The sequence below is a fragment of the Nitriliruptor alkaliphilus DSM 45188 genome (assembly GCF_000969705.1).
GTDB classification, from domain to species: Bacteria; Actinomycetota; Nitriliruptoria; order Nitriliruptorales; family Nitriliruptoraceae; genus Nitriliruptor; species Nitriliruptor alkaliphilus.
This window is the reverse complement of the sequence record NZ_KQ033901.1, coordinates 4,650,940-4,676,301: the sequence shown is the minus strand read 5'-3', so window position 1 is coordinate 4,676,301 and position 25,362 is coordinate 4,650,940. Positions and strand designations below refer to the sequence as shown.

21 protein-coding genes and 1 riboswitch are annotated in these 25,362 nt (G+C 72.8%); of the genes, 12 read left to right on the top strand and 9 right to left on the bottom strand.

The features are described 5' to 3' along the window. Nucleotides 1–31: 31 nt before the first annotated feature. The 3 genes from NITAL_RS21585 to NITAL_RS21575 are packed head-to-tail and all read left to right on the top strand — an operon-like array spanning nt 32 to nt 3,630. On the top strand, nt 32–997 hold the full coding sequence (locus NITAL_RS21585; RefSeq protein WP_157042019.1) for an ABC transporter substrate binding protein: 966 nt from the start codon (nt 32–34) through the stop codon (nt 995–997). Further along, the gene (locus tag NITAL_RS21580) at nt 994–3,204 is read left to right on the top strand and encodes a sensor histidine kinase (protein WP_052668386.1); all 2,211 of its coding nucleotides are present in this window, start codon (nt 994–996) and stop codon (nt 3,202–3,204) included. The genes NITAL_RS21585 and NITAL_RS21580 overlap by 4 nt, the downstream gene beginning before the upstream one ends. Before the next feature lie 57 nt (nt 3,205–3,261). Beyond that, entirely contained in the window at nt 3,262–3,630 is a 369-nt protein-coding gene (locus tag NITAL_RS21575; protein ID WP_052668385.1) for a response regulator transcription factor, read from the top strand. 12 nt (nt 3,631–3,642) lie between these two features. Here the strand turns inward: NITAL_RS21575 and cobA are convergent, their stop codons facing one another. From cobA to NITAL_RS21550, 5 genes are all read right to left on the bottom strand, one after another. Beyond that, a complete protein-coding gene (cobA, locus tag NITAL_RS21570; protein WP_169786924.1) occupies nt 3,643–4,446 on the bottom strand; it encodes a uroporphyrinogen-III C-methyltransferase in 804 nt (267 codons plus the stop codon). Beyond that, entirely contained in the window at nt 4,443–5,117 is a 675-nt protein-coding gene (locus tag NITAL_RS21565; protein WP_052668384.1) for a precorrin-2 dehydrogenase/sirohydrochlorin ferrochelatase family protein, read from the bottom strand. Before NITAL_RS21565 ends, cobA begins: the two co-directional genes overlap by 4 nt. Beyond that, nucleotides 5,117–5,893, bottom strand: coding sequence for a phosphoadenylyl-sulfate reductase (locus NITAL_RS21560; RefSeq protein ID WP_211262579.1), 777 nt, complete (start codon nt 5,891–5,893; stop codon nt 5,117–5,119). Before NITAL_RS21560 ends, NITAL_RS21565 begins: the two co-directional genes overlap by 1 nt. Next, on the bottom strand, nt 5,890–7,608 hold the full coding sequence (locus NITAL_RS21555) for an NADPH-dependent assimilatory sulfite reductase hemoprotein subunit (RefSeq protein WP_211262578.1): 1,719 nt from the start codon (nt 7,606–7,608) through the stop codon (nt 5,890–5,892). Before NITAL_RS21555 ends, NITAL_RS21560 begins: the two co-directional genes overlap by 4 nt. 550 nt (nt 7,609–8,158) lie before the next feature. Then, nucleotides 8,159–9,250 carry a sulfite oxidase gene (locus NITAL_RS21550; protein ID WP_052669921.1) on the bottom strand — a complete coding sequence of 364 codons (1,092 nt, stop codon included), beginning with the start codon at nt 9,248–9,250 and terminating at the stop codon, nt 8,159–8,161. A gap of 133 nt (nt 9,251–9,383) precedes the next feature. On the opposite strand from NITAL_RS21550, the gene NITAL_RS21545 reads away from it, so the two are divergent. The 7 genes from NITAL_RS21545 to thiD all read left to right on the top strand — a co-directional run bounded on the left by NITAL_RS21545 (nt 9,384) and on the right by thiD (nt 15,049). Then, nucleotides 9,384–10,568, top strand: coding sequence for an aminotransferase class I/II-fold pyridoxal phosphate-dependent enzyme (locus tag NITAL_RS21545; RefSeq protein WP_083441868.1), 1,185 nt, complete (start codon nt 9,384–9,386; stop codon nt 10,566–10,568). 47 nt (nt 10,569–10,615) lie between these two features. Continuing rightward, nucleotides 10,616–10,726, top strand: a riboswitch (TPP riboswitch). Further along, entirely contained in the window at nt 10,717–11,358 is a 642-nt protein-coding gene (gene thiE, locus NITAL_RS21540; protein WP_211262577.1) for a thiamine phosphate synthase, read from the top strand. Its footprint overlaps the riboswitch before it by 10 nt. Further along, entirely contained in the window at nt 11,355–12,491 is a 1,137-nt protein-coding gene (gene thiO / locus NITAL_RS21535) for a glycine oxidase ThiO (protein WP_052668382.1), read from the top strand. The genes thiE and thiO overlap by 4 nt, the downstream gene beginning before the upstream one ends. Next, nucleotides 12,482–12,691, top strand: a complete 210-nt coding sequence (gene thiS, locus NITAL_RS21530; RefSeq protein ID WP_052668381.1) for a sulfur carrier protein ThiS — start codon at nt 12,482–12,484, stop codon at nt 12,689–12,691. Before thiO ends, thiS begins: the two co-directional genes overlap by 10 nt. Before the next feature lie 41 nt (nt 12,692–12,732). Beyond that, a complete protein-coding gene (gene thiG, locus NITAL_RS21525) occupies nt 12,733–13,527 on the top strand; it encodes a thiazole synthase (protein WP_157042018.1) in 795 nt (264 codons plus the stop codon). Further along, nucleotides 13,524–14,123 (top strand): thiamine phosphate synthase, encoded by a 600-nt coding sequence (locus NITAL_RS21520; RefSeq protein ID WP_052668380.1) that lies wholly within the window; start codon nt 13,524–13,526, stop codon nt 14,121–14,123. Before thiG ends, NITAL_RS21520 begins: the two co-directional genes overlap by 4 nt. Continuing rightward, a complete protein-coding gene (gene thiD / locus NITAL_RS21515) occupies nt 14,120–15,049 on the top strand; it encodes a bifunctional hydroxymethylpyrimidine kinase/phosphomethylpyrimidine kinase (protein ID WP_083441867.1) in 930 nt (309 codons plus the stop codon). The genes NITAL_RS21520 and thiD overlap by 4 nt, the downstream gene beginning before the upstream one ends. On the opposite strand, the gene NITAL_RS27550 is transcribed toward thiD, so the two are convergent. Continuing rightward, nucleotides 14,930–15,454 carry a hypothetical protein gene (locus tag NITAL_RS27550; RefSeq protein WP_052668379.1) on the bottom strand — a complete coding sequence of 175 codons (525 nt, stop codon included), beginning with the start codon at nt 15,452–15,454 and terminating at the stop codon, nt 14,930–14,932. The genes thiD and NITAL_RS27550 overlap by 120 nt on opposite strands. Nucleotides 15,455–15,606: 152 nt before the next feature. Between NITAL_RS27550 and proS the strand changes: the two genes are divergently transcribed. Beyond that, nucleotides 15,607–17,070 carry a proline--tRNA ligase gene (proS, locus tag NITAL_RS21505; RefSeq protein ID WP_052668378.1) on the top strand — a complete coding sequence of 488 codons (1,464 nt, stop codon included), beginning with the start codon at nt 15,607–15,609 and terminating at the stop codon, nt 17,068–17,070. Beyond that, complete coding sequence (locus NITAL_RS21500) at nt 17,060–17,575, top strand: GNAT family N-acetyltransferase (protein ID WP_211262576.1); 516 nt, start codon at nt 17,060–17,062, stop codon at nt 17,573–17,575. The genes proS and NITAL_RS21500 overlap by 11 nt, the downstream gene beginning before the upstream one ends. Nucleotides 17,576–17,612: 37 nt before the next feature. Here NITAL_RS21500 and NITAL_RS21495 read toward each other — a convergent pair whose 3' ends face one another. Genes NITAL_RS21495 through NITAL_RS21485 form a run of 3 tightly spaced genes read right to left on the bottom strand, consistent with a single transcriptional unit; the run spans nt 17,613 to nt 25,063 of the window. Beyond that, the gene (locus NITAL_RS21495; RefSeq protein WP_052668376.1) at nt 17,613–20,288 is read right to left on the bottom strand and encodes a hypothetical protein; all 2,676 of its coding nucleotides are present in this window, start codon (nt 20,286–20,288) and stop codon (nt 17,613–17,615) included. 30 nt (nt 20,289–20,318) lie between these two features. Continuing rightward, entirely contained in the window at nt 20,319–21,176 is an 858-nt protein-coding gene (locus NITAL_RS21490; RefSeq protein ID WP_052668375.1) for a hypothetical protein, read from the bottom strand. A gap of 35 nt (nt 21,177–21,211) precedes the next feature. Next, nucleotides 21,212–25,063, bottom strand: coding sequence for an ICP22 family protein (locus NITAL_RS21485; RefSeq protein WP_052668374.1), 3,852 nt, complete (start codon nt 25,061–25,063; stop codon nt 21,212–21,214). Nucleotides 25,064–25,362: the final 299 nt, after the last annotated feature.

The following is a 25,362-nucleotide window of genomic DNA, read 5'->3' as shown; positions in this document are numbered from 1 at the left end:
CGGTCGACCGGCGGACGAAGCGAGCAACGTGATGGTGCAGCGGGTGATGGCCGCCCTCCTGGCGCTGGCCGTGCTGTCCGCCTGCACCCCCTCGGCTGCTGACCCGGTTGCCGCCGACCGACCGCTGGTCCTGGTCCTGCGTTCGGTCGCCGACCCCCACCACGCGGCGTTCCTGGCCCAACTTCGCGACCAACGGTTCGCCGTCGGACCGGTCATCGAGGTGGTGCCCACCGACGGCGAGCAGACCTACGCCGACCAGGACGAGGTCGCGGCCGCCCTCGCGGACCTGGACCGGACGCCGACCGTCGTCGTGGCCTACTCGACACCGCTCGCCACGGCCGCGGTCGACCTGCTGCCGGGGACACCCACGATCACCGTGGTCAACGACCCGATCGCCAGCGGGCTCGTCGAGGACCGCGAACGGCCCGAGGGGTGGGTGACGGGTGTGACGTTCGCCAGCCCTGCCGATCGGACGCTGGAACTCACTGGACGGCTCCTCGGCGAGGTCGATCGGGTCGGCTACCTCGCGCCCGCAGATGACCCTGCCGTCGCCAGTCACCGCGCGGGGATCGTCGCCGCAGCGGAGGACGCGGGCCTCGAGGTCGTCGAGGCCACGTTCGGCGGCGACGACGACGTCGCGGGAGCCGTGGCCTCGCTCGTCGAGGAGGGCGTCGACGCTGCGGTCCTGGCCAGCGCCAACGCCACCTTCGCCGCGTACGACGCGTTGCGTGAGGCGATCACCGGGAGCGGGCTGCCTGTCATCAGCAACAACAGCCGGGCGGACTTCGCGGTCCTCACCCTGGAACCCGACGGTGCCGAGGTCCGTCGGCAGGTTGCCCGCCAGGTCGCACGGGTCCTGGCCGGCGATCCCGTGGCACAGATCCCGGTCGAGGACCCCCGCCGGTTCCGGTTGGTGATCGACCGGACCATCGCCGCGACCTTCGGTGCGGACGACCTCGACGACGGTGTCCTCCGTCAGGCGGACGAGGTCCGGTGAACCGCCCACGTCGTGTCGTCCGCCAGCTCGTCATCGTCACGTCGGTGGTGGGATTGTTGACCGGTGTCCTCGGCCTGGCCGTGGTGCGCCACCTCGAGCGCGACACCCTGCTCACCACCGCGGGTGACACCAGCCTGGTCGCCGCCGAACGGACCGCGACCGTCGTCGATGGTCGCGTGGACGCGCTGCTCGCCCAGCTCGGGCTCTTCGCGACCCGCGAGGTGCTCGCACAGCTCGACGGGACGGTGACCACCGAACTGGAGGTCGCGCTGCGGGTGACCGACCAGGTCGATCAGTTGGTGGTCTACGACGGGTCCGGAGTCGCCGTGGCCGCGGCCGCCAGCGACCGCATCCTGCGACCGGCCGACCTCGACCCGCGTGATCCGTTGCCGTCCGACGGCCCGACGCAGGGCCGAGCCACCGTGGACCTCGCCTCGGACGACGCCGTGCTCGAGCTGTCGATCCCGATCGAGTCCCCGCCGGGCACCGTCGTCGGACTCCTCGTCGGGCGGGCCGATGTGGCGCTGGTCGCCGACGAGGTCACCCAGCAGCTCAGCAGGGGTGGACGGGCGGCCCTGGTCACGCCCGAGGGCACGACCTTCGCCGACCGCGACCGCGACCGGATCACCGAACGGTACGTGCAGCCGGTGGAGGACCTGCCGGCCGAGCGTCCCGTCGCGACGGTGGACGGCCCCGACGGTCCGACGCTGCTGGCCGGCGCCCCGCTCCGCACGCTCCCGGCCTGGGTGGTCGTCGAGCAGACCGAGGCCGACATCGTCGGGGGGGCTGGGGCGACCCTCGGCGGGCCGACCGGGGTCCTGCTCGCGGTCGTCCTCGCCATCGTCGTCGCGGTCATCGCCACCGGCCGGCGGCTCCTGCGTCCGCTCGGCCCGCTGGCCGACGGGGTCGGGCGCCTCGCCGCCGGCGAACGAGGCGTGCGGGTCGAGGAGGAGGGGGCCGGGGAGGTCGCCGACCTCGCGCAGGGTTTCAACCGGATGGCGGCCGCGCTCGAGCTGCGGCGGCGAGAACTCGAGGCCGCCGAGCTCGGCGCACGGCTCAACGAGGAACGGCTCCGCCTGGTGGTCGACGGGGTCGTGGGGTACGCCATCGTCCTGCTCGACGTGCTCGGGGACGTGCGGTCCTGGAACGCCGGGGCGCAGCGCGTCACCGGCTACGCCGAGGCGGACGTGCTCGGTCGGCGGCTGACCGACCTCGGCGCACCGGGTGAGCCCATGACGGACCCGGTCGTCGTGGCGACCCGGACCGGCAGAGCCCGGACCGAGGGTTGGTTCGAACGCCCCGACCGGTCGCGGTTCTGGGGCGAGCTGACCGTCACGGCGCTCCGTCGTGACGACGGCGCGCCGTCCGGGTACGCGGCGATCCTGCAGGACGTGACCGAGCGACGCGAGGCGCGACGCGCGCTCGAGGCCGCCCTGCACCGCGAGCAGGAGGCGGCCAACGAGCTGCGTCTCGCCAACGAGCTCAAGGACGAGTTCCTCGCCGTGGCGGCCCACGAGATCCGCACCCCGCTGTCGGCGATCCTCGGCGCCACCCAGATCCTCGCCCCCGGACCGTTCGCGCTCGACGAGACCGAGACCGAGGAGGTGCGCCAGATGATCTGGCGCCACGCCAACGACATGCACAGCATCGTCGAGCGGCTCCTGGACTTCACCCAGCTGCAGGCTCGGCGGGTGCGCATCGCCACCCGGCCGATGCAGCTGCGAGAGGAGCTGGAACGCGTCGCGGGTTCGCTCGGTCACGAGCTCACCGAGCACGACCTCGTGGTCGACGTCGAGGCGGTCGAGGTGGAACTCGACCCCGGCCTCGTCCACCACGTCGTCAGCAACCTGCTGTCCAACGCGGCGAAGTTCTCGCCGTCCGGCACACGGATCACCCTGAGCGGACGGGCCAGCGCGACGGAGGTGATCATCGCGGTGTCCGACGAGGGCGCCGGCATCCCCGCCGAGGACCAGGAACGGATCTTCGAGCTGTTCCGCCAGTCCGAGCACACCGAGGCGAGCGCTCGGGGCACGGGGGTCGGGCTGACCATCGTCCGGCGCTATCTGGAGCTGGTGGACGGCCACATCGACGTCGACAGTGCCCCGGGGCAGGGGGCGACCTTCACGGTGCGCGTGCCGATCGGCCGCGCCGGATCGAAGGACGGTCACGCGGGCGCCTCCGGTGAGGTCGGCACCTCCGTGCGTTAGTGTCCGAGGCCGGCCGGTGCGGGGGTGTCCCGTCACACGGCGGCGGAGGTGCGACCGGTGTCCACGACGACCATCCTGGTGGCCGATGACCAGGCCGATCTGCGCCGCATCGTGCGTATCCTGCTGACCCGGGGGACCGGGTGGGAGGTCATCGAGGCCGTCGACGGCGACGATGCGGTCGAGGTCGCTGCTGCCAGCGAGATCGACGCCGCGGTCCTCGACCACCGCATGCCAGGTCGGACCGGCATCGAGGTCGCGCAGGTCCTGCGCGCTGACGGTTTCACCGGACCGATCGTGATCTTCTCGGCCTACCTCGAGCCGGACCTGCTCGCCGAGGCGGAGCGCTTGGACATCCGATCCGTGCCGAAGGGCGAGATCGCGATGCTCAACGACGTGCTCCGCGCGGCGCTGGCGGACGGGGCCTGACCCAGCCCCAGGTCAGTGGGCCAGCGCGTCGACCACGGGGGCGTGCCCCCGGATGGCGTCCCTGACGCGCACCACGTCCCCGATGACGATGGTCGCCGGTGAGGCGATGCCGCTGCGCAGCACGTCGACCGCCAGGTCGCCCAGGGTGGTGATCAGCTCCTGCTGGCGGGCCGTGGTGCCCCAGCGGACCACGGCGGCCGGAGTCGTCGCATCACGGCCGTGCAGCACCAGCTGGTCGGCGATACGGGCCGCGTGGTGCACACCCATCAGGAACACCAGGGTGCCGGGGAAGGCGGCCAGACCCGACCAGTCGAGCTGGCTGGCGGGCTTGTCCGGATCCTCGTGGCCGGTCACGAACGCCACCGCCGACGCCAGACCGCGGTGGGTCACCGGGATCCCGGCGGCGGCCGGAGCGGCCACTGCGGACGTGACCCCGGGCACGACCTCGACCTCGATGCCGGCCTGGTGGCAGTGGATGGCCTCCTCGCCGCCACGCCCGAAGACGAACGGGTCACCGCCCTTCAGCCGGACCACGGCACGGCCCGCCCGCGCCTCGGCGACGAGGAGGTCGCTGATGGCGTCCTGACGCCACCCGCACGTGCCGGGGGCTGGCTTGCCGACGGCGACGCGGTCGACGGTGGGTGGGAGCAGGTCGAGGATGGCGCCCGGCACCAGACGGTCGTGCGCCACGAGATCGGCGGTCGCCAGCAACGTCGCCGCGCGGAGCGTCAGCAGCCCCGGGTCCCCCGGGCCGGCGCCCACGAGGTGGACGACGCCGCGCCGCGCCGGTGGTGAGAGCCAGGGCAGCCCGGTCACGCGGGCACCTCGTCGCTCTGCAGCGTGTCGGTCGGGGTGCGCAGGCACCGTTCGACCTCGGCGCGGACCTCCGCGTGGCGCCCGTCCCGCAGCGCGGCCAGCAGGCCGTCGAGATCGGTCAGCGCGACCTCCCACCGTGCGGCCCACTCGGCGAACGGTACGGACCGGGGCAGGCAACCTTGCTTCGCATCGTCGAGGACGTCGACGAGGTCGCCGAGCTCCGGACCGAACTCGTCCTCGAGGTGGCGTCGCAACCGCTTCGCCAGCGCCGGGGCTCGCCCCATGGTGGCGATGGTCATCGCGAGGTCGCCGCGGCGGACCACCGACGGGGTCGCGAAGTGGCAGTGCGGCACGTCGTCGAGGGTCGACAGCAGGACGCGTTCGCGGGTCGCCTCGGCCCAGGTCGCCTCGACGTCGGTGGGATCCTCTCGGGTGACGTAGGCCACGAACGCGCCGGCGAGGTCGCCCTTGCGGTAGCCGCGACGGCGCAGCGTGAGACGACCGGCGTCGGCGAGCGCGACGAGCGCCGGGTCCGGGTCGGGGGTGATCACGAGCACCTCGGCGTCGCCGTGCAACAGCGCCTGGGTGCGGTCGACCGCCTCGTAGCCGCCACCGACGACGACGGCGCGTCGACCGGTCACCTCGAGGGTCACGCTCAGGGAGAAGGCCATCAGCCCGCCGGGGTCGTGGGGTCGTCCCCCTCGAGGTGGATCCCACACTCGGTCTTGGCCTCGAACGCCGCCCAACGCCCCGCGCGGGGGTCCGCGCCCGGCGCGGTGCGCGCCGTGCAGGGGGCGCAGCCGATCGAGGCGTAGCCGTCGTCCACGAGCGGGTGGCGAGGCAGTTCGTTGACCTCGAGGTAGGTCGCCACGTCGCCGTCCGACCAGCGTGCGAGCGGCGCCACCTTCACCACGAACCGGCCGTCATGACGTCGTGCTTCGACGATCGGGGTCCCGGCTCGCTCGGGGGTCTGGCTGCGGCGGACACCGGATGCCCAGCCGTCGAACGCGCCCATCGCCTGGCGCAGCGGCACGGTCTTGCGCAGGGCGCAGCACCGGTCGGGGTCGCGCTCCCACAGCCGGTCACCGAGGTCCTGCGCCTGCTCGGCGACGGTGCGTTGCGGACGGACGTCGACGACGTCGAGGCCGAGCCGGTCGGCGAGCGATCGGCGGAAGGTGATGGTCTCGGCGAAGTGCAGGCCGGTGTCGAGGAACAGCACCGGCGTGCGCGGAGCGGTGGTCGACAGCAGGTGGAGCAGGACGGCGGAGTCGGCGCCGAACGAGGAGGTCACGGCGAACCGCGGGATGTTGGCGGCCGCCCACGCGAGGACGTCGCCCGGCCACGCGTGCTCGAGCTCGGTGGAGGCGGCGGCTGCGTCGGCGATGAGCCGCTCGACGCGCGGGTCGTCCTCGGGCAGGGCGGCGAACGCCGAGGTGAGCGTGCTCACGCGGTCACCTCCGCTCCGACGGGGAACCGCTCGTGCAACGCCCGCGGTCCGACGCGGTCGCACCAGTCCCCGAACGACTCGCCGTCCTCGCGTTCATCGCGCCAGGCGGTCAGCAGCGGGGTGAGCAGCGGCGTGAGGTCGTCGAGGTGCACCCGGTCCGCGTACAGGGTGTTGAGGCGGGTGCCCTCCGCGTCGCCGCCGAGGTGCACCGTGTAGTGGTCCTTGCCCCGGCCGACGACCCCGATCTCGGTCGAGTAGGGGCGCGAGCAGCCGTTGGGGCACCCCGTCACGCGCAGGTGGACCGGTTCGTGACCAACCCCGAGCTCGTCCAGCGCACCACCGAGGCGATCGGTCACCTGCGGCAGCGAGCGCTCCGCCTCGGCGAGCGCCAGCCCACAGGTCGGCAGCGCCGGGCAGGCGAGGGCGTGGCGGGTGACCGGCGTGATGTCCTCGACCAGCGGGACACCGGCGTCGCGGAGGCGTGCGGTCACCTCGTCACGCCGCGCTGCCGGGACGTCGGTGAGGATCAGGTCCTGTCGGGCGGTGAGGCGGACACCGAGCCGGAGGTCGCGGACCAGGGAGCGGACGGCGCTGCGCAGCTGCACCTGGTCGGTGTCCTGGACCCGCCCGGACGGGACGGGCACACCGAGGAACCAGGTCTCCTCTGCGGTGTCCTGGGCGTGCCAGCCGAGGTGGTCGTCGGTCTCGTCCCAGCGCAGCTCCTGCGGCGGGTCGAGCTGGCGTCCGATCCGCGCTTCGACCTCGGTGCGGAACCAGTCGACCCCACGTTCCTCCACGAGGTACTTCATGCGGGCGTGCTTGCGGTCCTCACGGTCACCGTGGTCGCGCTGGACGCTGATGATGGCCTCGACGACCTCGATCAGCTCGTCGACACCGACCGTCGCGAACGGGGACGCCAGCCGGGGGTAGGTCGCCGGCTTGTTGTGGGTCATGCCGAGGCCGCCCCCGATGACCAGCACGAAGCGCTCGATCGCACCCTCGTCGCCGCGGATCGGGACGATCCCGACGTCGTGGGTGTAGACGTCCACGCAGTTGTCGCCGGTGTGGGCGAACCCGATCTTGAACTTGCGGGGCAGGTAGGTCGGGCCGTAGAGGGGCTCGACGGCGTCGCCGCTGTCGCCCGCCACCTGGTCGTGGTCGGGGACGGCCGAGACCCGCCGCTCACCGTCGAGCCACAGGTCCCAGTACGAGGAGGTCCGCGGCCGGACCGCGATGGCGAGCCGTTCGGCATGGGCGAACAGGTCGTCGCGGCCGGGCAGCGGTGCCGGGCAGGCACACACGTTGCGGGACACGTCACCGCAGGCGGCCAGCGTGGACAGCAGGTGGTCGTTGAGGGTCCCGATGAGCTGCTTGAGGTCGTGCTTGCCCACCAGGTGCCACTGGATGCCCTGGCGCGTGGTGATCCGCAGGGTGCCGTTGCTGACCTCGTCGGCCAACGCATCGCAGGCCAGGTACTGCTCGGCGGTCAGTACGCCGCCCGGGATGGAGGCGCGCACCATCATCGACACGGCCCTGCCGAGGCCCGCCTTGGCGCGCTCCTTGCGGACGTCGCGGTCGTCCTGCTGGTAACTGCCGTGGAACTTGATCAGCTGGGTGGCGTCCTTGGAGAACCCCGCGGACGCGTCAGCGAGCTGGTCGGCGAGGTCGCCGGCCAGGTAGCTGCTCTTGGTCTTGAGGGTCTCGACGTCCGCCACAGGAGCTCCGGAGCGCAGGAACGGTCAGAGGTGTGATGGGGGAGGGTCGGCCGGATGGGCCGGATGTCGCACCCCTGGGCGACAGAACCGTGCGAACCGTCGAGTCCGACGGTGGCCCCGCGTCAGCTGGAGGTGAGTTCAGCAGCGGGTGTCGATGGACAGGCCCCGATGTGCCCGACCGTGACACCACGGCGGTTCGCGCCACTCTTGTCTGGTGACGTCAGCCTTCGACGGTGACGCCCGAGCGGCCTTGGACCGCCGCCTGCCGTCACCGTCGTCTTCTCACGTCACCGAGCGACCCAGACGACCGGTGGAACACGCCCGTGTGCTCCCCCTGCGGCGGTTGTGCCCACCTTGCCGCGGTGCTTCAGCGCCTCGGCTGAGGCCGTCACGACGGCAGTTCCTGGCGCCTGGCAGCCAGGAACTGCCAGGCGCACCGGGTGATCCGCGTGCGTCGGCCGCAACTTCCGGCGCCCAGAAGCCAGGAACTGTCACGCAACGCCCGTCGCTGCGCACCTTGGGCCCTGTTCCATGAGCACCCCCACCGAACTCAGCTGGGGGTGACCTCGACGTCCAGGCGGTGGACCGCGTTGCCGCCGTAGCCGCCGAGGTTCCACTCGGGTTCGAGGGGCTGGGTCCGCCCGGCGGCGTCGGTCGCACGGGAGCACAGCTCGTGACGCCCGACGGGTGCGTCCCAGGTGCAGGTGAACCGCTGCCAGGCGTGCGGGTCCGGCGGTGGGTCGAGCTGCGCCGGGACCCACGTGGCACCACCGTCGGTGCTGACCTCGACGTGGGTGACCGGACCGTGGCCGGACCACGCGCGCCCCGACAGCGGCGTCGGGCCGGCCGGCACGAAGCGGCGGCGCGTGGCGAAGTCCGGCACCCCGGGCGGCAGGAGCATCGACTGCACCCGGATCTCGCGCATCGGGGTGCCCGGATCGTCGGGTGCGTCGCGCCAGCGGTAGGCGGTGGTCTGCTGGTAGCCGTCGAACGGTTCGGTCACCGCCTCGATGGTCTGCAGCCACTTGACGCTGGCCATGCCGTACCAGCCGGGTACGACGAGGCGGACCGGTGCCCCGTGCTGGGGCGGCAGCGGCGCCCCGTTCAGGGCGTACGCGAGCACGACGCCGTCGCGGCGCGCCTGCTCGATCGTCAGGCTGCGTTGGTAGGCCTGCGGCTGGCCGCCCTCCACGCCGCGGTCGGCACCGGTGAACACCAGCTCGACGGCGGCATCGGTCGGCGCGACCTCCTCGAGCAGATCGGCCAGGGGGACCCCGGTCCAGCTGCCGGTGCCGATCGCGTGGTTGAGCCACGGCTGGCTGATGGCCCGGGGCGACAGGCGGGCCCGGCCGTTGCCGGCGCACTCGAGGGTGACGCGCCGGGTGACCGACGACCGGGCCTGCAGGTCGTCGAGCGAGAGACGCGTCTCGTGGCTCACGGCGCCGCCGATGGTCAAGCGCCACGTGGCCGGGTCGATCACGGGGATGTCGTAGTGGATCAGCAGGTAGTGCAGGCCGACCGGCGTGACGTCGAGACCGAGCGCCTCGAGCGGCATCCCGTGGTTGCGGGCGGCGAGGTGCAGCTCCGCGGGGCTGATCCCCGGGTCGGCGGTCAGCGACGGCGGTAGGTCACTCGTGGCCACGCTCGCGCCGTCCGTCACCGTGCGTCTCCCTCGACTGTCACCGTCGGCCGAGTCTGGCAGACCACCTCCGACCGGTCCATCGCTCGGCGTCGCGCCGTAGGGTCCGGGGGACCAGCGGCGGTTCGGAGGTGGCGTGCAGCGGGAGCGGACAGCACCGATCGCGACGAGGTTGCGCGGTCTGTCGACCTCGGTGTTCAGCGAGATCTCGGCGCTCGCCCACCAGCACGGGGCCGCCAACCTCGGCCAGGGCTTCCCCGACGACGGCCCGCCGGAGCACGTGGTCGCGGCCGCCCATGCCGCGCTCGACGCCGGTCACCACCAGTACGCCCCGGGACCCGGGATACCGGCTCTCCGACGTGCCATCGCCGACCACCAGCAGCGCTTCCACGGTCAGCACGTCGATGCCGAGACGGAGGTGACCGTCACCTTCGGGGCGACGGAGGCCGTCACGGCCGCGGTGCTCGCGCTGTGCGACCCGGGCGACGAGGTGATCGTCCTCGACCCCGTCTACGACAGCTACACCGCCGTGATCGCGATGGCGGCGGCCGCCGAGGTCCGCGTCCCGATCGACCCGCCCACCGAGGAGCGCGGTTGGCACCTCGACCTCGACCGGCTGGCCGCAGCGATCACCCCGCGGACCCGGCTGCTGCTGCTCAACAGCCCGCACAACCCGACCGGCCTGGTGCTGACGGCCGACGAACTCGACCGCATCGCATCCCTCTGCGTCGACCGCGATCTGACCGTGGTCACCGACGAGGTCTACGAGCACCTCGTCCACGACGGGTCGCACGTCCCGTTGGCCACCCGCCCCGGGATGGCCGAGCGCACCCTCACCGTCTCGTCACTGGGCAAGACCTTCTCGTGCACCGGCTGGAAGGTCGGCTGGGCCGTCGCCCCACCGCCGCTGACCGAGGCGGTCCGGGCCGTCAAGCAGTTCCTGTCCTTCGCCGGGGGGACCCCGCTGCAGCACGCGGCCGTCACCGCGCTCGGATCCGACGACACCACCTACGCCGAGGTCACGGCGGGCAACGCCCGGCGGCACGCGCTGATCGTCGACCGGCTGCGAGATGCGGACGTGCGCGTCGTGCCGTCCGCCGGGACCTACTTCGTGACCGTCGACCTGGCGTCGCTCGGCCACGACGACGCCGATGCCTTCGCCCGCCGCGCACCGGAGGAGCACGGGGTCGCGGTCGTACCGATCGCCGCGTTCAGCGGGACGCCGGATGCGCTGCGGTCGTGGGCACGGCTGGCTGCTTGCAAACGTGAGGACGTGCTGGTCCTCGGGATCGACCGGCTCATCGCCAGCCGCCGCCGGTGAACCGCCGCTCGCCGGGTTGACGCCGGGTACCGGCGCCACCTAGACCTGTGGCTGAGCACGGGAGCCCGGTGACACCGGGCTGAGAGGAGGCGTGGGACGCCTCGACCGTCGCACCTGATCCGGGTCGTACCGGCGGAGGGAGCTCTCGGTGGGGTCCATCTCGTGGCGACCGGCCGTCGGCCGTGTCCACGTCCTGCTCGATCGGTTCGACCGGCACCGGCCCCTGGACCTGGCCACCGCCGCCCTGGGCGGTGGCGCTGAGGTCCTGCAGTTGCGCGCGACGCACCTGACCGACCGGGAGCGTTACGAGCTCGCCGGCCCCCTGCTCGCCGTCTGCCGCGAGGCCGGTGCGGCCCTGATCATCGACGACCGGGTCGACATCGCGGTGGCGGTCGAAGCGGACGGTGTCCACCTCGGCGCGAACGACCTGCCCGTCGGTGTGGCGCGAGCCCTGCTGGGTTCCGACGCGCTCGTCGGAGCCACGGCACGTGACCCGGGCAGCGGCCGCGCGCGGCAGGAGGAGGGGGCGAGCTACCTCGGCGTCGGGCCGGCGTTCGCGACCACCAGCAAGGACGGGCTCCCCGACCCCATCGGTGTGGACGGTGTCGCGGCGGTCGCCGCGGCGGTGACGGTCCCGGTGGTGGCGATCGGCGGGGTCACCGCGACGGGCGCCACGGACCTGGTCGCCGCCGGGGCGCACGGTGTGGCCCTGATCGGTGCCGTGGCCCGGGCGGACGATCCACGCGGCGCGGTCGCTGCCGTCGCCTCGGCCGTCGCAGGTGCGGCGTGACGGGGCCGGAGGAGGTCGTGGTCGTCGGTGCCGGCGTCATCGGCACCAGCTGCGCCTGGTCGCTCGCCCGTGACGGCCTCACGGTCACCCTCGTCGACCCCGAGCCGTTCCGTGGCGCGTCGTACGTGGCCGCCGGGATGCTCGCCCCCATCTCCGAGCTGACCGCCGGCCACGAACGGTTGGCCGAGCTGGGGCTGGCATCGCTGGCCCGGTGGCCGGCCTTCGCCGCGAACGTCACCGCAGATGGCGGCGTCGACCCCGAGCTGCGCTCGCTGAGCACCGTCACGGTCGCGCTGACACGTGCCGACCTGGCCATGGTCGACGAGCACCACGCCCGTCAGGGCACGCACGGCTCGGCGGTCACCCGGCTGCGCAGTCGTGAGCTGCGCGAGCACGAGCCGCTCTTGGCCCCGGGGGTCGTGGGCGGCAGCGTGACGACGGGGGAGGCTGCCGTGGACACCCGGAAGGTCGGCGCGGGGCTCACGGGCGCTGCGGGCGCCTGCGGGGTGCGCACGGTCGCGGACGCCGTCGCGCGGCTCGACCGGGACGCGGACGGCCAGGTTCGAGGCGTCACCACCGCAGGCGGCGACGTGGTCCGTGCGGACGCGGTCGTCGTCGCCGCAGGTCACCGCACCACCGCGGTGCTCGCCGGACAGGGGCACGCAGCGCCCGAGGTCCGGCCGGTCAAGGGCCAGATCCTGCGCCTGCGCGGCCCCGCCGGTGCGCTCGGCCACCAGGTGCGGGCGATCGTCCACGGCCGCCAGGTGTACGTGGTCCCACGCGCCGACGGGCGGCTGGTGGTCGGGGCGACCGTCGAGGAGCGCGGCGAGGACCGCAGCGTCACGGCCGGCGCCGTCCGGGAGCTGCTCGACGACGCGAGCGCCGTGCTGCCGTTCCTCGACGAGTGCGAGCTGATCGAGGCCACGGCGGGGCTGCGGCCGGCGACGGTCGACGACCGTCCGGTCATCGGGCCGGCCGGCAGCGGCCTGGTGATCGCGACGGGCCACCACCGGGGCGGGGTGCTGCTGGCTCCGTTGACGGCCGACCTCGTGGTCGCGGCGGTCCGGACCGGACGAGCGGTCCCGGGTTTCGAGGACGTGGCTCCGGACCTGGAGGCGGCGCCGTGGAGCTGACCGTGAACGGCGAGACCCACGTGGTGCCCGAGGGCACGACGGTGGCCGAGGTGGTGGCCGAGCTGCTGTCGGACGAGGCGTCACCTGGCGGCGTGGCGGTCGCCGTGGACGAGGAGGTCGTCCCGCGAGCGCGGTGGGCCGACCTCGTGCTGGAGGGCGGCGCTCGCGTCGAGGTGGTCACCGCGGTGGCCGGCGGGTGAACGACGTGATCGAGGGAGACGACGTGGACGAGCGACGGAGCGTGAGACACCTCGCGGCGGGACCGCCGCTGACCATCGCCGGTCGCGAGCTGCCGTCGCGCCTACTGCTCGGGACCGGCGGGGCGCCGGACCTGGCCCGACTGGAGGCGGCGGTCCGCGCCTCGGGGACCTCGCTGGCGACGGTCGCGGTCCGTCGGGTCACCGCGCAGCAGGGCGCCGGATCGGTGCTCGACGTGCTGGCTCGCTGCGGGGTGGAGCTGTTGCCGAACACGGCCGGTTGTCGCACCGCCCGCGAAGCGGTGCTGACCGCCCGGCTGGCGCGCGAGGCGTTCGACACCGACCTGGTCAAGCTCGAGGTCATCGGGGACGACCGGTCACTGCTCCCGGACGTCGTGGAGCTGCTCGACGCGGCCGAGGAGCTGGTCGACGACGGGTTCGCGGTCCTGGCCTACACGTCGGGCGATCCGATCGTCGCGCGCCGGCTCGAGCAGGTCGGCGTCGCTGCGGTGATGCCGCTCGGCGCACCCATCGGCAGCGGGCTCGGGGTCTGCAACCCACGTGACATCGTCCGGATCGTGGACCAGGCCGGCGTGCCGGTGGTCCTCGACGCCGGGATCGGGACCGCGTCCGATGCCGCGGTCGCCATGGAGCTCGGCTGTGACGCGGTCCTGCTGGCCACCGCCGTCACCCGCGCGGCCGATCCCGAACGGATGGCGCGAGCGATGCGTCTGGCGGTGGAGGCCGGCCACCTGGCGCGGGGCGCGGGGCGCGTGCCGCGTCGCGATGATGCGCTGGCGTCGAGCCCGACCGACGGCGTCGCGGCGGTGACCTCGTGAGCGTCCCACGGCTGCTGATCCTCACCGATCGCCACCGCGTCAGGACCGTCGGTGGCCAGCTGCTGGACACGGTCGCCGCGGCCGTCGACGCGGGTGCCGACACCGTGCTGCTGCGCGAGCGCGATCTTCCGAGGAACGAGCGGTGCCGGTTGGCGCTGGACGTCGCCGCGGTCGCTCGACGCGGGGGTGCACGGTTCCTGGTGTCGTCGGACCCAGCCATGGCAGCCGCCGCCGGTGCCGATGGCCTGCACCTGACCGCGACCGACCCGGTCGGCGCCGGCTGGCACGGCCGGTCGTGCCACGACGCCGACGCGCTCGAACGGGCCGCGAACACCGGCGCGGCCTACGCCACGCTGTCGCCGGTCGCACCGACGGCCTCCAAGCCCGGCTACGGCCCGACGATCGGCGTCGAGGGCACCGCGGAGCTCGCCTCGGGCGCGCCGCTCCCGGTCGTGGCCCTCGGAGGTATCGACCCCGCGACGGCGTTCGAACTGCACGAGGCCGGTGTCAGTCGGGTCGCGGTGATGGGCGCCGTGATGGGCAGCACCGACCCGGGGGCGGTCGTCCGCCGGCTCGTCGCGGCGGTCGCCTCGTGACGCCGCCGGTGGCGCTGACCATCGCGGGCTCGGATTCCGGCGGTGGTGCGGGCATCCAGGCCGACCTTCGCGCCATGGCTGCGCTCGGGGTCTTCGGGACCACCGCGATCACGGCGGTGACGGTGCAGGACACCCAACGGGTCCACGCGGTCGAGGTGGTACCGCCCGCGATCGTCCGAGCGCAGGTCGAGGTGGTGCTCGCCGACCTCGCACCGCGGGCGGTCAAGACCGGTGTCCTCGGCGCACCCGGGAGCGTGGCGGCGGTGGCCGAGTTGGCCGATGCCGGCCGGCTGCCGAACCTCGTCGTCGATCCGGTCCTGATCGCCACGAGCGGGGACCGTCTGCTGGGACCGGACGCCGAACGGGTGCTGCGCGAGGTGCTGCTGCCGCGTGCTGTCGTGGCGACACCCAACCGTCGCGAGGCCGCCGCGCTCCTCGAGGGCACCGTCGACGACGACGCGGACGCGGAGGCGGCGGGACGGGAGCTGCACGCCCGCGGCGCGAAGGTGGCCGTCGTCACCGGTGGTCACCCCGACGGTGACGAGGTGGTCGACACCGTCGTGTCCGCCGACGGCGTCCGCCACCTGCGCGGACCGAGGGTGGCCACGTCCAACGACCACGGCACGGGCTGCGGTCTGAGCGCGGCCATCACGGGCCACCTGGCACTCGGTGTGCCGCCGCTGACCGCCGTCGACCGCTCGGTGCGGTTGGTCCGCGACGCCCTCGCCAGATCGGCGGCGTGGCGTCTCGGCCACGGACGGGGCCCGGCCGCAGCCGGCTGGTTCGGGACCCCGGCGGCCGGCGGGTCAGGTGCCGCCGAGCTCGACGTCGGGGACATCACCGCTGGTCTCACCGAGGCGGCTCATGGTGGTGACGGTGCCGCCGGCGAGCACCAGCACGGTCAGCCCGGCGACGAGTGGCGGTGAGATCGCCCCGCCGGCGAACCCGCCGGCGATCACGATCGCGCACGCTGACAGGAACGCGGTCCCCGCGAACGGGTCGACCCGACGCAGCGCCGGCCCGAGGACCAGCACGACCGCCAGCGGTCCGAGCATCGCGAAGGCGGCGAGCAGGAGCCCGAACCCGAGGATGGGTGCGACCGCGCCGATGAGGACCACGGCGATACCGGTGGTGCGCAGCCAGCGCATGTGCGTGGCCTCGCCGACGATGGCCACGCTGGCCCCGCTCGCCAGGGAGAGCAGGTACGGCGCGAGGTCGCTCGGGTACGCGAGCGTGAGCGGCAGGCTGGCCACGCCGAACGCGCCGAACCCCGTGGCGACGGCCAGCGCGCGGCGTCGGTACGGCACCGGGGGCACGAGGGGTGGTGGCACGGCCGGCTCCGGCGGGAGGGGGGAAGAGCGACGCTAGCCTCCCGGGTCCGGTCCGCAGCACCCGAGCCCTGCCGCTCGTACCCGACCCCCGATCCCCGATCCCCGACCCCGTACCTGCCGCTCGCGCGCGGGTGCCACGCGAGGACGTCCAGATGGCCGCCAAGAACGCAGACCTAGGCGTCACCCCGCTCAGCGAGGACGTGTCGGCTTGGTACAACGAGCTCGTCTTCAAGGCCGAGCTGGCCGACCGTGGTCCTGCCAAGGGCACGATGGTGATCCGGCCGTACGGGTACCGGGTCTGGGAGCTGCTGCAGAGCCAGCTCGACCAGCGGTTCAAGGACACCGGGCACGTCAACGCCATGTTCCCGCTGTTCATCCCGATGTCGTACCTGCAGCGTGAGGCCGAGCACGTCGAGGGGTTCGCACCCGAGCTCGCCGTCGTCACCCACGGCGGAGGCAAGGAGCTCGAGGAACCGCTGGTCGTGCGGCCCACCTCCGAGACGGTGATCGGCGAGATGTACTCGCGGTGGATCTCCTCGTACCGCGACCTGCCGGTGCTGATCAACGCGTGGAACAACGTCGTGCGGTGGGAGCTGCGTCCCCGCATCTTCCTGCGGACCACCGAGTTCCTGTGGCAGGAGGGGCACACCGCGCACGCCGACGAGGCGGACGCGATGCGCGAGACGATCCAGATGTTCGACATCTACGTCGAGTTCGCGCGCGACGTGGCTGCCATCCCGATGGTCGCCGGTGAGAAGACGCCGGGTGAACGGTTCGCGGGCGCCGTACGCACCTACACCATCGAAGGGATGATGCGCGACGGCAAGGCGCTGCAGTGCGGGACCTCGCACTACCTCGGCACGAACTTCGCCAAGGCCTTCGAGATCGACTACCAGGACGAGAACAACGAGCTGCAGCTGTGCCACACCACCTCGTGGGGGATGTCGACGCGCATGATCGGTGCGATCATCCTGGCGCACGGCGACGACCAGGGCCTGGTGCTACCGCCTCGCCTCGCGCCGATCCAGATCGTGATCGTCCCGATCGGGCGCGGCGAGCAGGGCGATGCCCCGCGGGCCAAGGCGCACGAGCTCGCCGGCCAGCTGAAGGCGGCGGGCGTCCGGGTGCACGTCGATGACCGGGACGCCTCGCCGGGCTTCAAGTTCAACGACTGGGAGCTGAAGGGCGTGCCGCTGCGGGTGGAGCTCGGCCCCCGTGATCTCGAGGCGGGCCACGTCCTCGTGGCCCAGCGGGTCGGCGAGGTCGACGAGAAGGGCCGCGCCGTCAAGGAGACGCTGTCCTTCGACGAGTTCGTCACCGGTGCCGCCGCCAAGCTCGACGGCTACCACGATCAGCTGCTGGCGCGGGCCGAGGCCTACCTCGCCGACAACCGCGCGTCGGTGGACGACTGGGACGCGTTCGAGGCGCAGACCGCGACCGGTTTCGCCGACGCCTTCCACTGCGGGTCGGCGACCTGCGAGGACGACATCAAGGCCGAGACGGCCGCGACCCCGCGGTGCGTCCCGAACGACGGTGCCGCCGAGGAGGGCACCTGCATCCGGTGCGACCGGCCGTCGGCGTACGGCAAGCGGGTCGTGTTCGCTCGTGCCTACTGAGGCGAGCAGCGAGGTGGTGGTCGCCCCGGCGCTGCCGGGCGAGTGGGCCGTGGTACGCGAGCTACGCCTCGCTGCCCTGGAGGACGCACCCGAAGCCTTCTGCTCGACGCTCGAGGGCGAGCGCGGGCTCGAGGAGGGGGCCTGGCGGCGGAAGCTGGACGATCCGGACCGGACGACGCTCGTAGCGCGCTACCGCCGTGAAGCTGCGGGGATGGCGGTCCTCGGTGTGTGGGACGAGGACGGCGTCGAGGCGACCGCGGACATCGGCGGTGTGTGGGTCGCGCCGGTCGGCCGTGGCCGTGGCGTCGGGGACGCGCTCATCAGCTCCGCTCTCGGGCTCGCGCGCGACCGCGGGCTGCGACGTGTCCTGCTCGAGGTCGGCGATCACAACGTGTGGGCGCAGGAGCTGTACGCGCGCCACGGGTTCACCCCGACGGGGCGGACCAGCGCGATGCCGCCGCCCAAGCAGCACGTCACCGAGCACGAGCTCGCCCGCGACCTGTGAACCGAGCGAGGGTTCGGGACGTCCGAGCACGTCGATCTCAGGGATCGCTCGTCGTGGTCTCCTCCGCGTCCGTCTCCTCCGGAGGCGGGTCCGGTTCCGTGGCCGGCTCCGTCGTCTCCGTGGGCGTCGGTTCCGGCTCGGGCTCCTCGGTCGGTTCGACGGTGTCGGTCGGTTCGTCGGTGTCGGTCGGTTCGACGGTGTCGGTCGGTTCGACGGTGTCGGTCGGGTCGCTGGACTCGGTCGGTTCGGTCGTCGTCGCGTCCGAGGTCGTGGTGTCGTCGTGGTACTCCTCCGGCGCGTCGGTCGCAGGTGCCGTCGGATCGGGATCAGGTTCGGCCAGCTCCCCGTCGACGTGGTCGGGGTCGTCGGGTGCGTCCGTGGCCGGTGCGGGGTCCTCGAGCGTGCCGCCATCCTCGTCCTCGGCGGTCGTGCTCGTGACCTCGTCGGCCCCCGCGGTGATCAGGATGGTGAGGATCTCGGCCTCGGCGCGCTTGATCCAGGCGTAGGTCTCCTCGAGGGTGAGCGAGCCGGCCTCGCTCTCGAGCCGTTCGAGGTCGGCCCAGACCGCGGCGAGTTGGGCCAGGACCTCATCGTCCGGATCCTCCTTGAGCGTGACCACGAGCTGGACGGCCAGCGCGTGGGTCCGGCAGGACTCGCACTCGTAGTTCGCTGCCACGGCCGTGTTCACCGGGGTGATCACGTTGGCCTGCCCGACGATCATCACGACCTGGAAAGCGACGGCCACGCTGGTGCAGTCGCGACAGCTCGCGTAGGCGAACGCCTCGTTGCGTTCATCGACCGGACCACCGTCGGTGATCCAGACGAACGCGAGGGCGACGTCGTAGACCGTCGACCCGTCCTCCGTGTTGATGACGATCGCACGGTTGTCGCCCTCGCGGGTCGGCAGCGGCTCACCCCAGGGGAAGGGCCACTGCTCGACCGTGGCGCCCTCCTCCCGCGGATCGATCTCCAGGATGGTCGGAGCGTCACCCTCCTCCTCGAAGAAGGCGAGGAGCGTCGGTGCCGCCGAAGCGTCGACCGTGGCGTGGGTGCCTTCCTCGGCACGCGGGACGAGGATCAGCCCGATCTGGCCGTCCCCGACGGCGTTCGCCGGGGGTGGACCGGGGACGGCACCCGGAGGTGTGCCGGCGACGGAGGGGGCCGCCCCGGGGACCGGCGTGGCGGCCGGGACCGTCTCGGGCGCGACCAGCCGGGGGAGCGGGCCGCCCTCGTCAGCTTCGATGGGTCGGTACTGGTCGCCGGGCCACCACAGCCACGACAAGCCCGCGACGGCCGCGACGCCGAGCACCAGGACGCCGGCGCGTCGCCAGCGGCTGCCCGCGCTCAGCTGCCACAGCCGAACCCACGTGCGGTGAGCGACCCGAGCGAGCAGGTAGCTGACGGTCGCGACCGGCAGGACGAGCGACACGATCGACAGCAGACGGATCCCGACGTTCGCGAACTCGCGGTCGGCCCAGTTGGTGGCCAGGACCTCCCACTGGACGCCGAGCGCGTCCCAGGCAGTGGCCGCGAGGCGGGGGACGAGCAGCACGATCGTCACCAGCAGGGCCGCGAGGAGGGGCACGACGACCAGGACCCACAGGGTGACCGCCGCGCGCGCCCAGGGCTTGAGCGCCTGGTGCTGCCCACCCCGCCAGCGTGTCGGCAGGACCCCGAGCAGGGTCGGCTTGATGTGGGCGAACAGGTCGGGGACACCGATGAGGTCGGCGAGGATGTGGTACCCGTCGAACCGCACCAGCGGTGCCAGTTGCCGGGACATCTGGAGCAGCTGGGCAACGACCAGCAGGAGCAGGGCATCCGCGCGTAGCCACGACCAGGCGACGAGGGTGGCGACGGCGAACACCGCGTTGAAGTACAGCCCCCCGAGGTCGACGCGCAGCCGGCCTCCTCGGCCGAGCCGGTACGCGTCGGTCACGTCGGTGTAGAACGCCGGCCAGACCAGGTACAGGCCGACCCCCATGGCCCCGGGGGTCGCGCCGCCGTAGCGGCAGGCGGCCGCGTGTCCGAACTCGTGGAAGGCAGCGGATACGAGCGTCAGCGCGAACACGGCCAGCAGCAGGTGCGGTTCGTAGAAGGCCTGGTGCAGGCTCGAGGCCAGGCCTCGCTCGACGATCACGAAGTGGCAGGTCCAGACGAACGCGGCGAGGAACAGCAGGACGAGCGAGGGGCGGAAGAGCGCCGCGAACGGACGGGTGATCCGTCGGGTGATGTGCGGATCGGAGATCACGAACTTGCAGCGCAACGCCAGCAGCGGGTTGGCGGTGGGCAGCTCGGGTTCGGATCCGTCGGGAGCCCGCACGAGCCCGAGCGGGATGAGCTTGGCCGCCGTCAGGTACACGGCGTCGGTGGCCTGCACCGTCCGCCCCGTCCGTTCGCTGACCCGAGCGGCGATGGCCTCGAAGCCGCGCTCACCGTCGATCGCCTCCAGCACCGCGTAGAGCAGCGGGGTCAGCTGGATGACCTGACCGTCAGCTCGGCGTGCGAGCGAGGGTGGGTGGCGGTACCCCGACCCCCGCGGCCGGCCCAGCAGCTCGGTGCCGGCGCACGGCGACGGAGCGGGGAGTCGAGCGACGACTTCGCGCCGGTCGTCCGTGCTCGTCGTGTCCTGCGTGCCCGGACCGTCCCCGGCCGCCACGTCGTCGAGGGACGTGGTCGTCGTGGCCGAGGACGATCCGAGCGGGGGCGCGGTCACAGGCGGACCTCAGCGAGAGCACGCACCTCGTCAGTCCTGCAGGATGTCGGCGGTCTGCTCGGCCGTCGCTTCGGCGAGCACGCCGTCGAGGTTCTGGGTGATGATGGCGGTCTGGTCGGCGACCGCGATGGCTTCCGAACTGATCGAGCCGACGTTCGCGGCGGCCGCGGCCTCGATCGGCGCCGCGACGTTGGCGTTCGCCGCCACAGCACCGGCGATCGGAGCAGCCAGGTCGGCATCGAGCTTCACCTGGACGTCGATGTTGACCAGGTTGCCGTCGAGCAGGCCGCCGGAGGTCACGTCGCTGACGACGCCCGACCCGGTGTCCACGACGTCGTCCACCACGTCGGTCACGTCGTCGACGACTCCATCGACGACCCCGTCGTCGACCACCCCATCGATGACCCCATCGATGACCCCGTCGTCGACGGTTCCGTTGGTCCCGTTGGTCCCGTTGACCGTGCCGAGGACGTCATCGGTCCCGAGGTTGGTCGGTTCGGTGGCGGTGTTGGTCGTGTTGGGGTCCGTCGTGGTCTCGGCGTCACCGCTACCACTGCCACCATCGGGGTTCTGGAGCTGCGTGATCGTCGCGTCCTGCGGCGCGGTGGCGATGGCCTCACCGGAGATGTACTGGTCGATCATGACCGCCTGGGTCGCCTGTGCCGCGGCGCTGGAGAACAGCGACAGCACGTTGGCCGACACGGCCGCGTCGATCGGCGCGGCGATGTTCAGGTTCGCGGCGACCGCCAGGTCGATCGGGGCGGCCAGTGCGAGGGCCAGGTCGATATCGATGTTGAGGTCGAGCAGCGACATGACCTCCTTGGCCGGCAAGGTGGTGCCGATCTCAGCCTCGAGTTCCGCTGGCGTCAGTGCGTTCCCATCGCTCACGTTCGTTCCTCCGGTCGGTGGTGTTGGAGCCGGGTTCATCGGGGGGTGCGGCGGGTGGTGCGTTGCTGCCCACCGGCCGTGACCGGCCGGCGGCGTCGGGTGGCGATCAGCGCGAGCACGCCGAGCGCGAGGACGAGCGCCGCGAGCAGCGCCAGCTGCCAGGTCGAGGCGCCGGTCCACGCCAACGGTCCGACGTCCGCGGACCGCGCCCCGGTCGTGACCGCCGTCGGGGTGCGCAGCTCCTGGGTCCGGACGGCGGGTGCGCGCTGGAGGTCGCCTGCGGCGGTGCCCTCCCCGAGGACGCTCGGTGGCTGGGTGTCCGCGGGCGCTCCGGGTGTGACCGCCACTGGGGCGGTGCCGGGTACGGGCAGCGGCGTTGGGACCGGGGGTGGCGTGGTGGTGCCGAGGATGGCGAGCAACGCCGCATCGAGGACCTCGGGGAGCTCGCCGGCCTCGAGCCGACGGAGCAACTCGTCGCCGAGGACGTCCGACTCGAGGAGCCCGAACAGCAGGGCCTGGAGGCCGCCGAGGTCGAGCGTGCCACCGGACACCGCAGCGAGGAGCTGCGCGAGGATGCCGTCGAGGACCGCCCCGACCAGCGCGCCGAGTTCGGCGTCGGTCAGCATGCCGAGGTCGAGCAGGTCGAGTACGCCGACCAACCCGAGCAGCTGGTCGATCTGACCGGTCGCGAGCAGGTCGCCGACCAGGGTGTCGAGCACCGCGGTCAGTTCGCTGATGAGGCCGGTGTCGAGCAGCGACTGCAGCACGCCGGTGAGTTCGGTGAGCAGGTCGGCGCCGAGCAGGCCGGTCAGGAGTTCGTCGAGGAGGCCGGTGAGCTGCTCGATGGCGCCAGCCTCGAGGAGGCCGTCGACCAGGCCGAGGAGCTGTTCGACGAGACCGGATGCGAGCAGCTGGTCGACCAGGCCGGTGACGAGGCCGAGGAGCGCGTCGAGGTCGCCGGAGGCCAGCAGGATGTCGAGGAGGTCGGTGACGGTGTCGATCAGACCGCCGTCGAGCAGTTGGCCGAGCACGCCGCTGAGCACCTCGGTCAGTTCGCCGATGAGGCCGGTGTCGAGCAGCGACTGCAGCACGCCGATGAGCTCGGTGAGCAGGTCGGCGCCGAGCAGGCCGGTGAGGAGTTCGTCGAGGAGGCCGGTGAGCTGCTCGATGGCGCCGGCCTCGAGGAGGCCGTCGACCAGGCCGAGGAGCTGTTCGACGAGACCGGATGCGAGCAGCTGGTCGACCAGGCCGGTGACCAGGCCGAGGAGCGCGTCGAGGTCGCCGGAGGCGAGCAGGCTGTCGAGCAGGTCGGTGACGGTGTCGATGAGCCCGGCGTCGAGCAGTTGGCCGACCAGGTCGCCGAGCACGTCGGTGAGCTGGCCGATCAGGCCGGCGCCGAGCAGGTCGTCGAGCAGTCCGGTGACGGTGTCGAGCAGGCCGGCGTCCAGCAGCCCACCGAGCAGTTCGCCGAGGAGGCCGGTGAGCTGCTCGATCGCGCCAGCCTCGAGGAGGCCGTCGACCAGGCCAAGGAGCTGTTCGACGAGACCGGATGCGAGCAGCTGGTCGACCAGGCCGGTCACGAGGCCGAGGAGCGCGTCGAGGTCGCCGGAGGCGAGCAGGCCGTCGAGGAGGTCGGTGACGGTGTCGATCAGGCCCGCGTCGAGGAGCTGGTCGACGAGGCCGGTCACGAGGCCGAGGACGGCGTCGAGGTCGCCGGAGGCGAGCAGGCCGTCGAGGAGGTCGGTGACGGTGTCGAGCAGGCCGGCGTCGAGGAGCTGGTCGACGAGGCCGGTCACGAGGCCGAGCACCGCTTCGAGGTCGACGGAACCCAGCAACCCGGTCACGAGGCCGAGGACGGCGTCGAGGTCGCCGGAGGCGAGCAGGCTGTCGAGGAGGTCGGTGACGGTGTCGATCAGGCCGGCGTCCAGCAGCTGGCCGAGGATGGCGGTCACCTCATCGAGGAGCCCGGAGGCGAGCAGGCTGTCGAGCAGTCCGGTGACGGTGTCGAGCAGGCCCGCATCGAGCAGGCCGGTGAGGAGTTCGTCGAGGAGGCCGGTGAGCTGCTCGATGGCGCCGGCCTCGAGGAGGCCGTCGACGAGGCCGAGGAGCTGTTCGACGAGGCCGGATTCGAGCAGCTGGTCGACCAGGCCGGTGACGAGGCCGAGGAGCGCGTCGAGGTCGCCGGAGGCGAGCAGGCTGTCGAGCAGGTCGGTGACGGTGTCGAGCAGGCCCGCGTCGAGCAGTTGGCCGACCAGGTCGCCGAGCACGTCGGTGAGCTGGCCGATCAGGCCGGAGGCGAGCAGGTCGTCGAGCAGGTCGGTCACGGTGTCGAGCAGGCCCGCATCGAGCAGGCCGGTGAGGAGTTCGTCGAGGAGGCCGGTGAGCTGCTCGATGGCGCCGGCCTCGAGGAGGCCGTCGACCAGGCCGAGGAGCTGTTCGACGAGGCCGGATTCGAGCAGCTGGTCGACCAGGCCGGTGACCAGGCCGAGGAGCGCGTCGAGGTCGCCGGAGGCCAGCAGGCTGTCGAGCAGGTCGGTGACGGTGTCGATCAGGCCGCCGTCCAGCAGTTGCCCGACGATGGCGGTCACCTCATCGAGGAGCCCGGAGGCGAGCAGGCTGTCGAGCAGGTCGGTGACGGTGTCGAGCAGACCCGCGTCGAGCAGTTGGCCGACCAGGTCGCCGAGCACGTCGGTGAGCTGGCCGATCAGGCCGGCGCCGAGCAGGTCGTCGAGCAGGTCGGTCACGGTGTCGAGCAGGCCCGCATCGAGCAGGCCGGTGAGGAGTTCGTCGAGGAGGCCGGTGAGCTGCTCGATCGCGCCAGCCTCGAGGAGGCCGTCGACCAGGCCGAGGAGCTGTTCGACGAGGCCGGATTCGAGCAGCTGGTCGACCAGGCCGGTGACGGCTCCCAGGAGCTCGTCGAGCTGCCCGGAGCTGAGGAGCCCGTCGACCAACTCGAGGACCTCGTCGACCAGGCCGGCCTCGAGGAGGGACCCGAGCAGGTCGTCGAGGGAACCCGTGAGCTCCGGCAGGACGTCGCCGGTGAGGACATCATCCACGAGGTCCGTCAGCGTTCCGGTGAGGCCGAGGTCGCCCAGCCGCTCGATCAGGTCCTCGACGAGGTCGACGAGACCGAGCTCGAGCAGCACCTCCAGCGCGCGCTGCAGACCAGGGGGGCCCTCGGCGTCGAGGACGGTGGCCAGCTGCTCGAGCGCCGCCGGATCCTTACCGGCCAGGTCCATCACCGTGTCGGACACCGCGTCGGTGAGGTCGTCGCCGAGTGCCTCGGTCAGCAGCCCGTCGTCGCCGAGCAGATCGTCGATCGCCGCGGACTCGGGGTCCTCCTTCGTCGCCTCGGCGCCCTCTGCCTCCGCGGTGTCGGCTCCGTCGGATCCTTCCTCGGTGTTCGCAGCGTCGTCAGGATCGCCGAGCACCTCGGTGCCGTCGGCGGGGTCCTCGGTGCCGTCGGCGGGGTCCTCGGTGCCGTCGGCGGGGTCCTCGGTGCCGTCGGCGGGGTCCTCGGTGCCGTCGACGTCCTCCGCCTGGTCGGAGGGAACCTCGCCGTCCTGTTCGACGGCGTCCTGCTCCACCGGGTCGCTGTCGACCGCGGTCTCACCGTCGACCGACTCGGACGTCCCCGTGTCGTCCTCCGCTTCCGTGCCCTCCGTGGGCTCCGAGGACGAGGTCGCCGCATCGCCGTCGGTCGCATCCTGCTCGTCCTCCACCGCATCGACGGCATCCTGGACGGCGGTCGCGAGGGCGACACGGTCACCCTGCTCAGCAGCCGCGCGGGGGGTGTACAGCGCGAGGCCACCGAGGGTCAGGAGTGCGGCGAGGAGCACGACGACCGCATCTCGGATGGTCTGGCCCAGCGGGAGCTGGCGGTCCACGGGGATCCCTCCGGTCCGTTCCAGCCGGCAGACGGGATGCCACCGGCTCACAGACGGTCCCCCTGTCCGCGTGCCGGGTCCTCGCGACCTTCGACCGGGGGAGCTGACCTCTCGGCCGGTGCAGCCCTGTCGGGTGGACAGCGACGAGGTGCGTCATCTGGCCATCACGGGCGGTGGCTGCGCGCGTGGCCGGGGCCGAGCGTGCAACCGGTGTGTCCCACCGGCCGAGTCCCGGAAGGCCGGCCGCGTGCGCAGGGTCCGCAGGAGCCACTGCGGCAACGGTGAGACTCACCGTCGCG

What these genes read in the sequence shown, in the direction of transcription:
- NITAL_RS21585 (WP_157042019.1), top strand. Translation starts at nt 32, where the DNA reads ATGGTGCAGCGGGTGATGGCCGCCCTCCTGGCGCTGGCCGTGCTGTCC.
- NITAL_RS21565 (WP_052668384.1), bottom strand. Translation starts at nt 5,117, where the DNA reads ATGGCCTTCTCCCTGAGCGTGACCCTCGAGGTGACCGGTCGACGCGCC.
- proS (WP_052668378.1), top strand. Translation starts at nt 15,607, where the DNA reads ATGGCCGCCAAGAACGCAGACCTAGGCGTCACCCCGCTCAGCGAGGAC.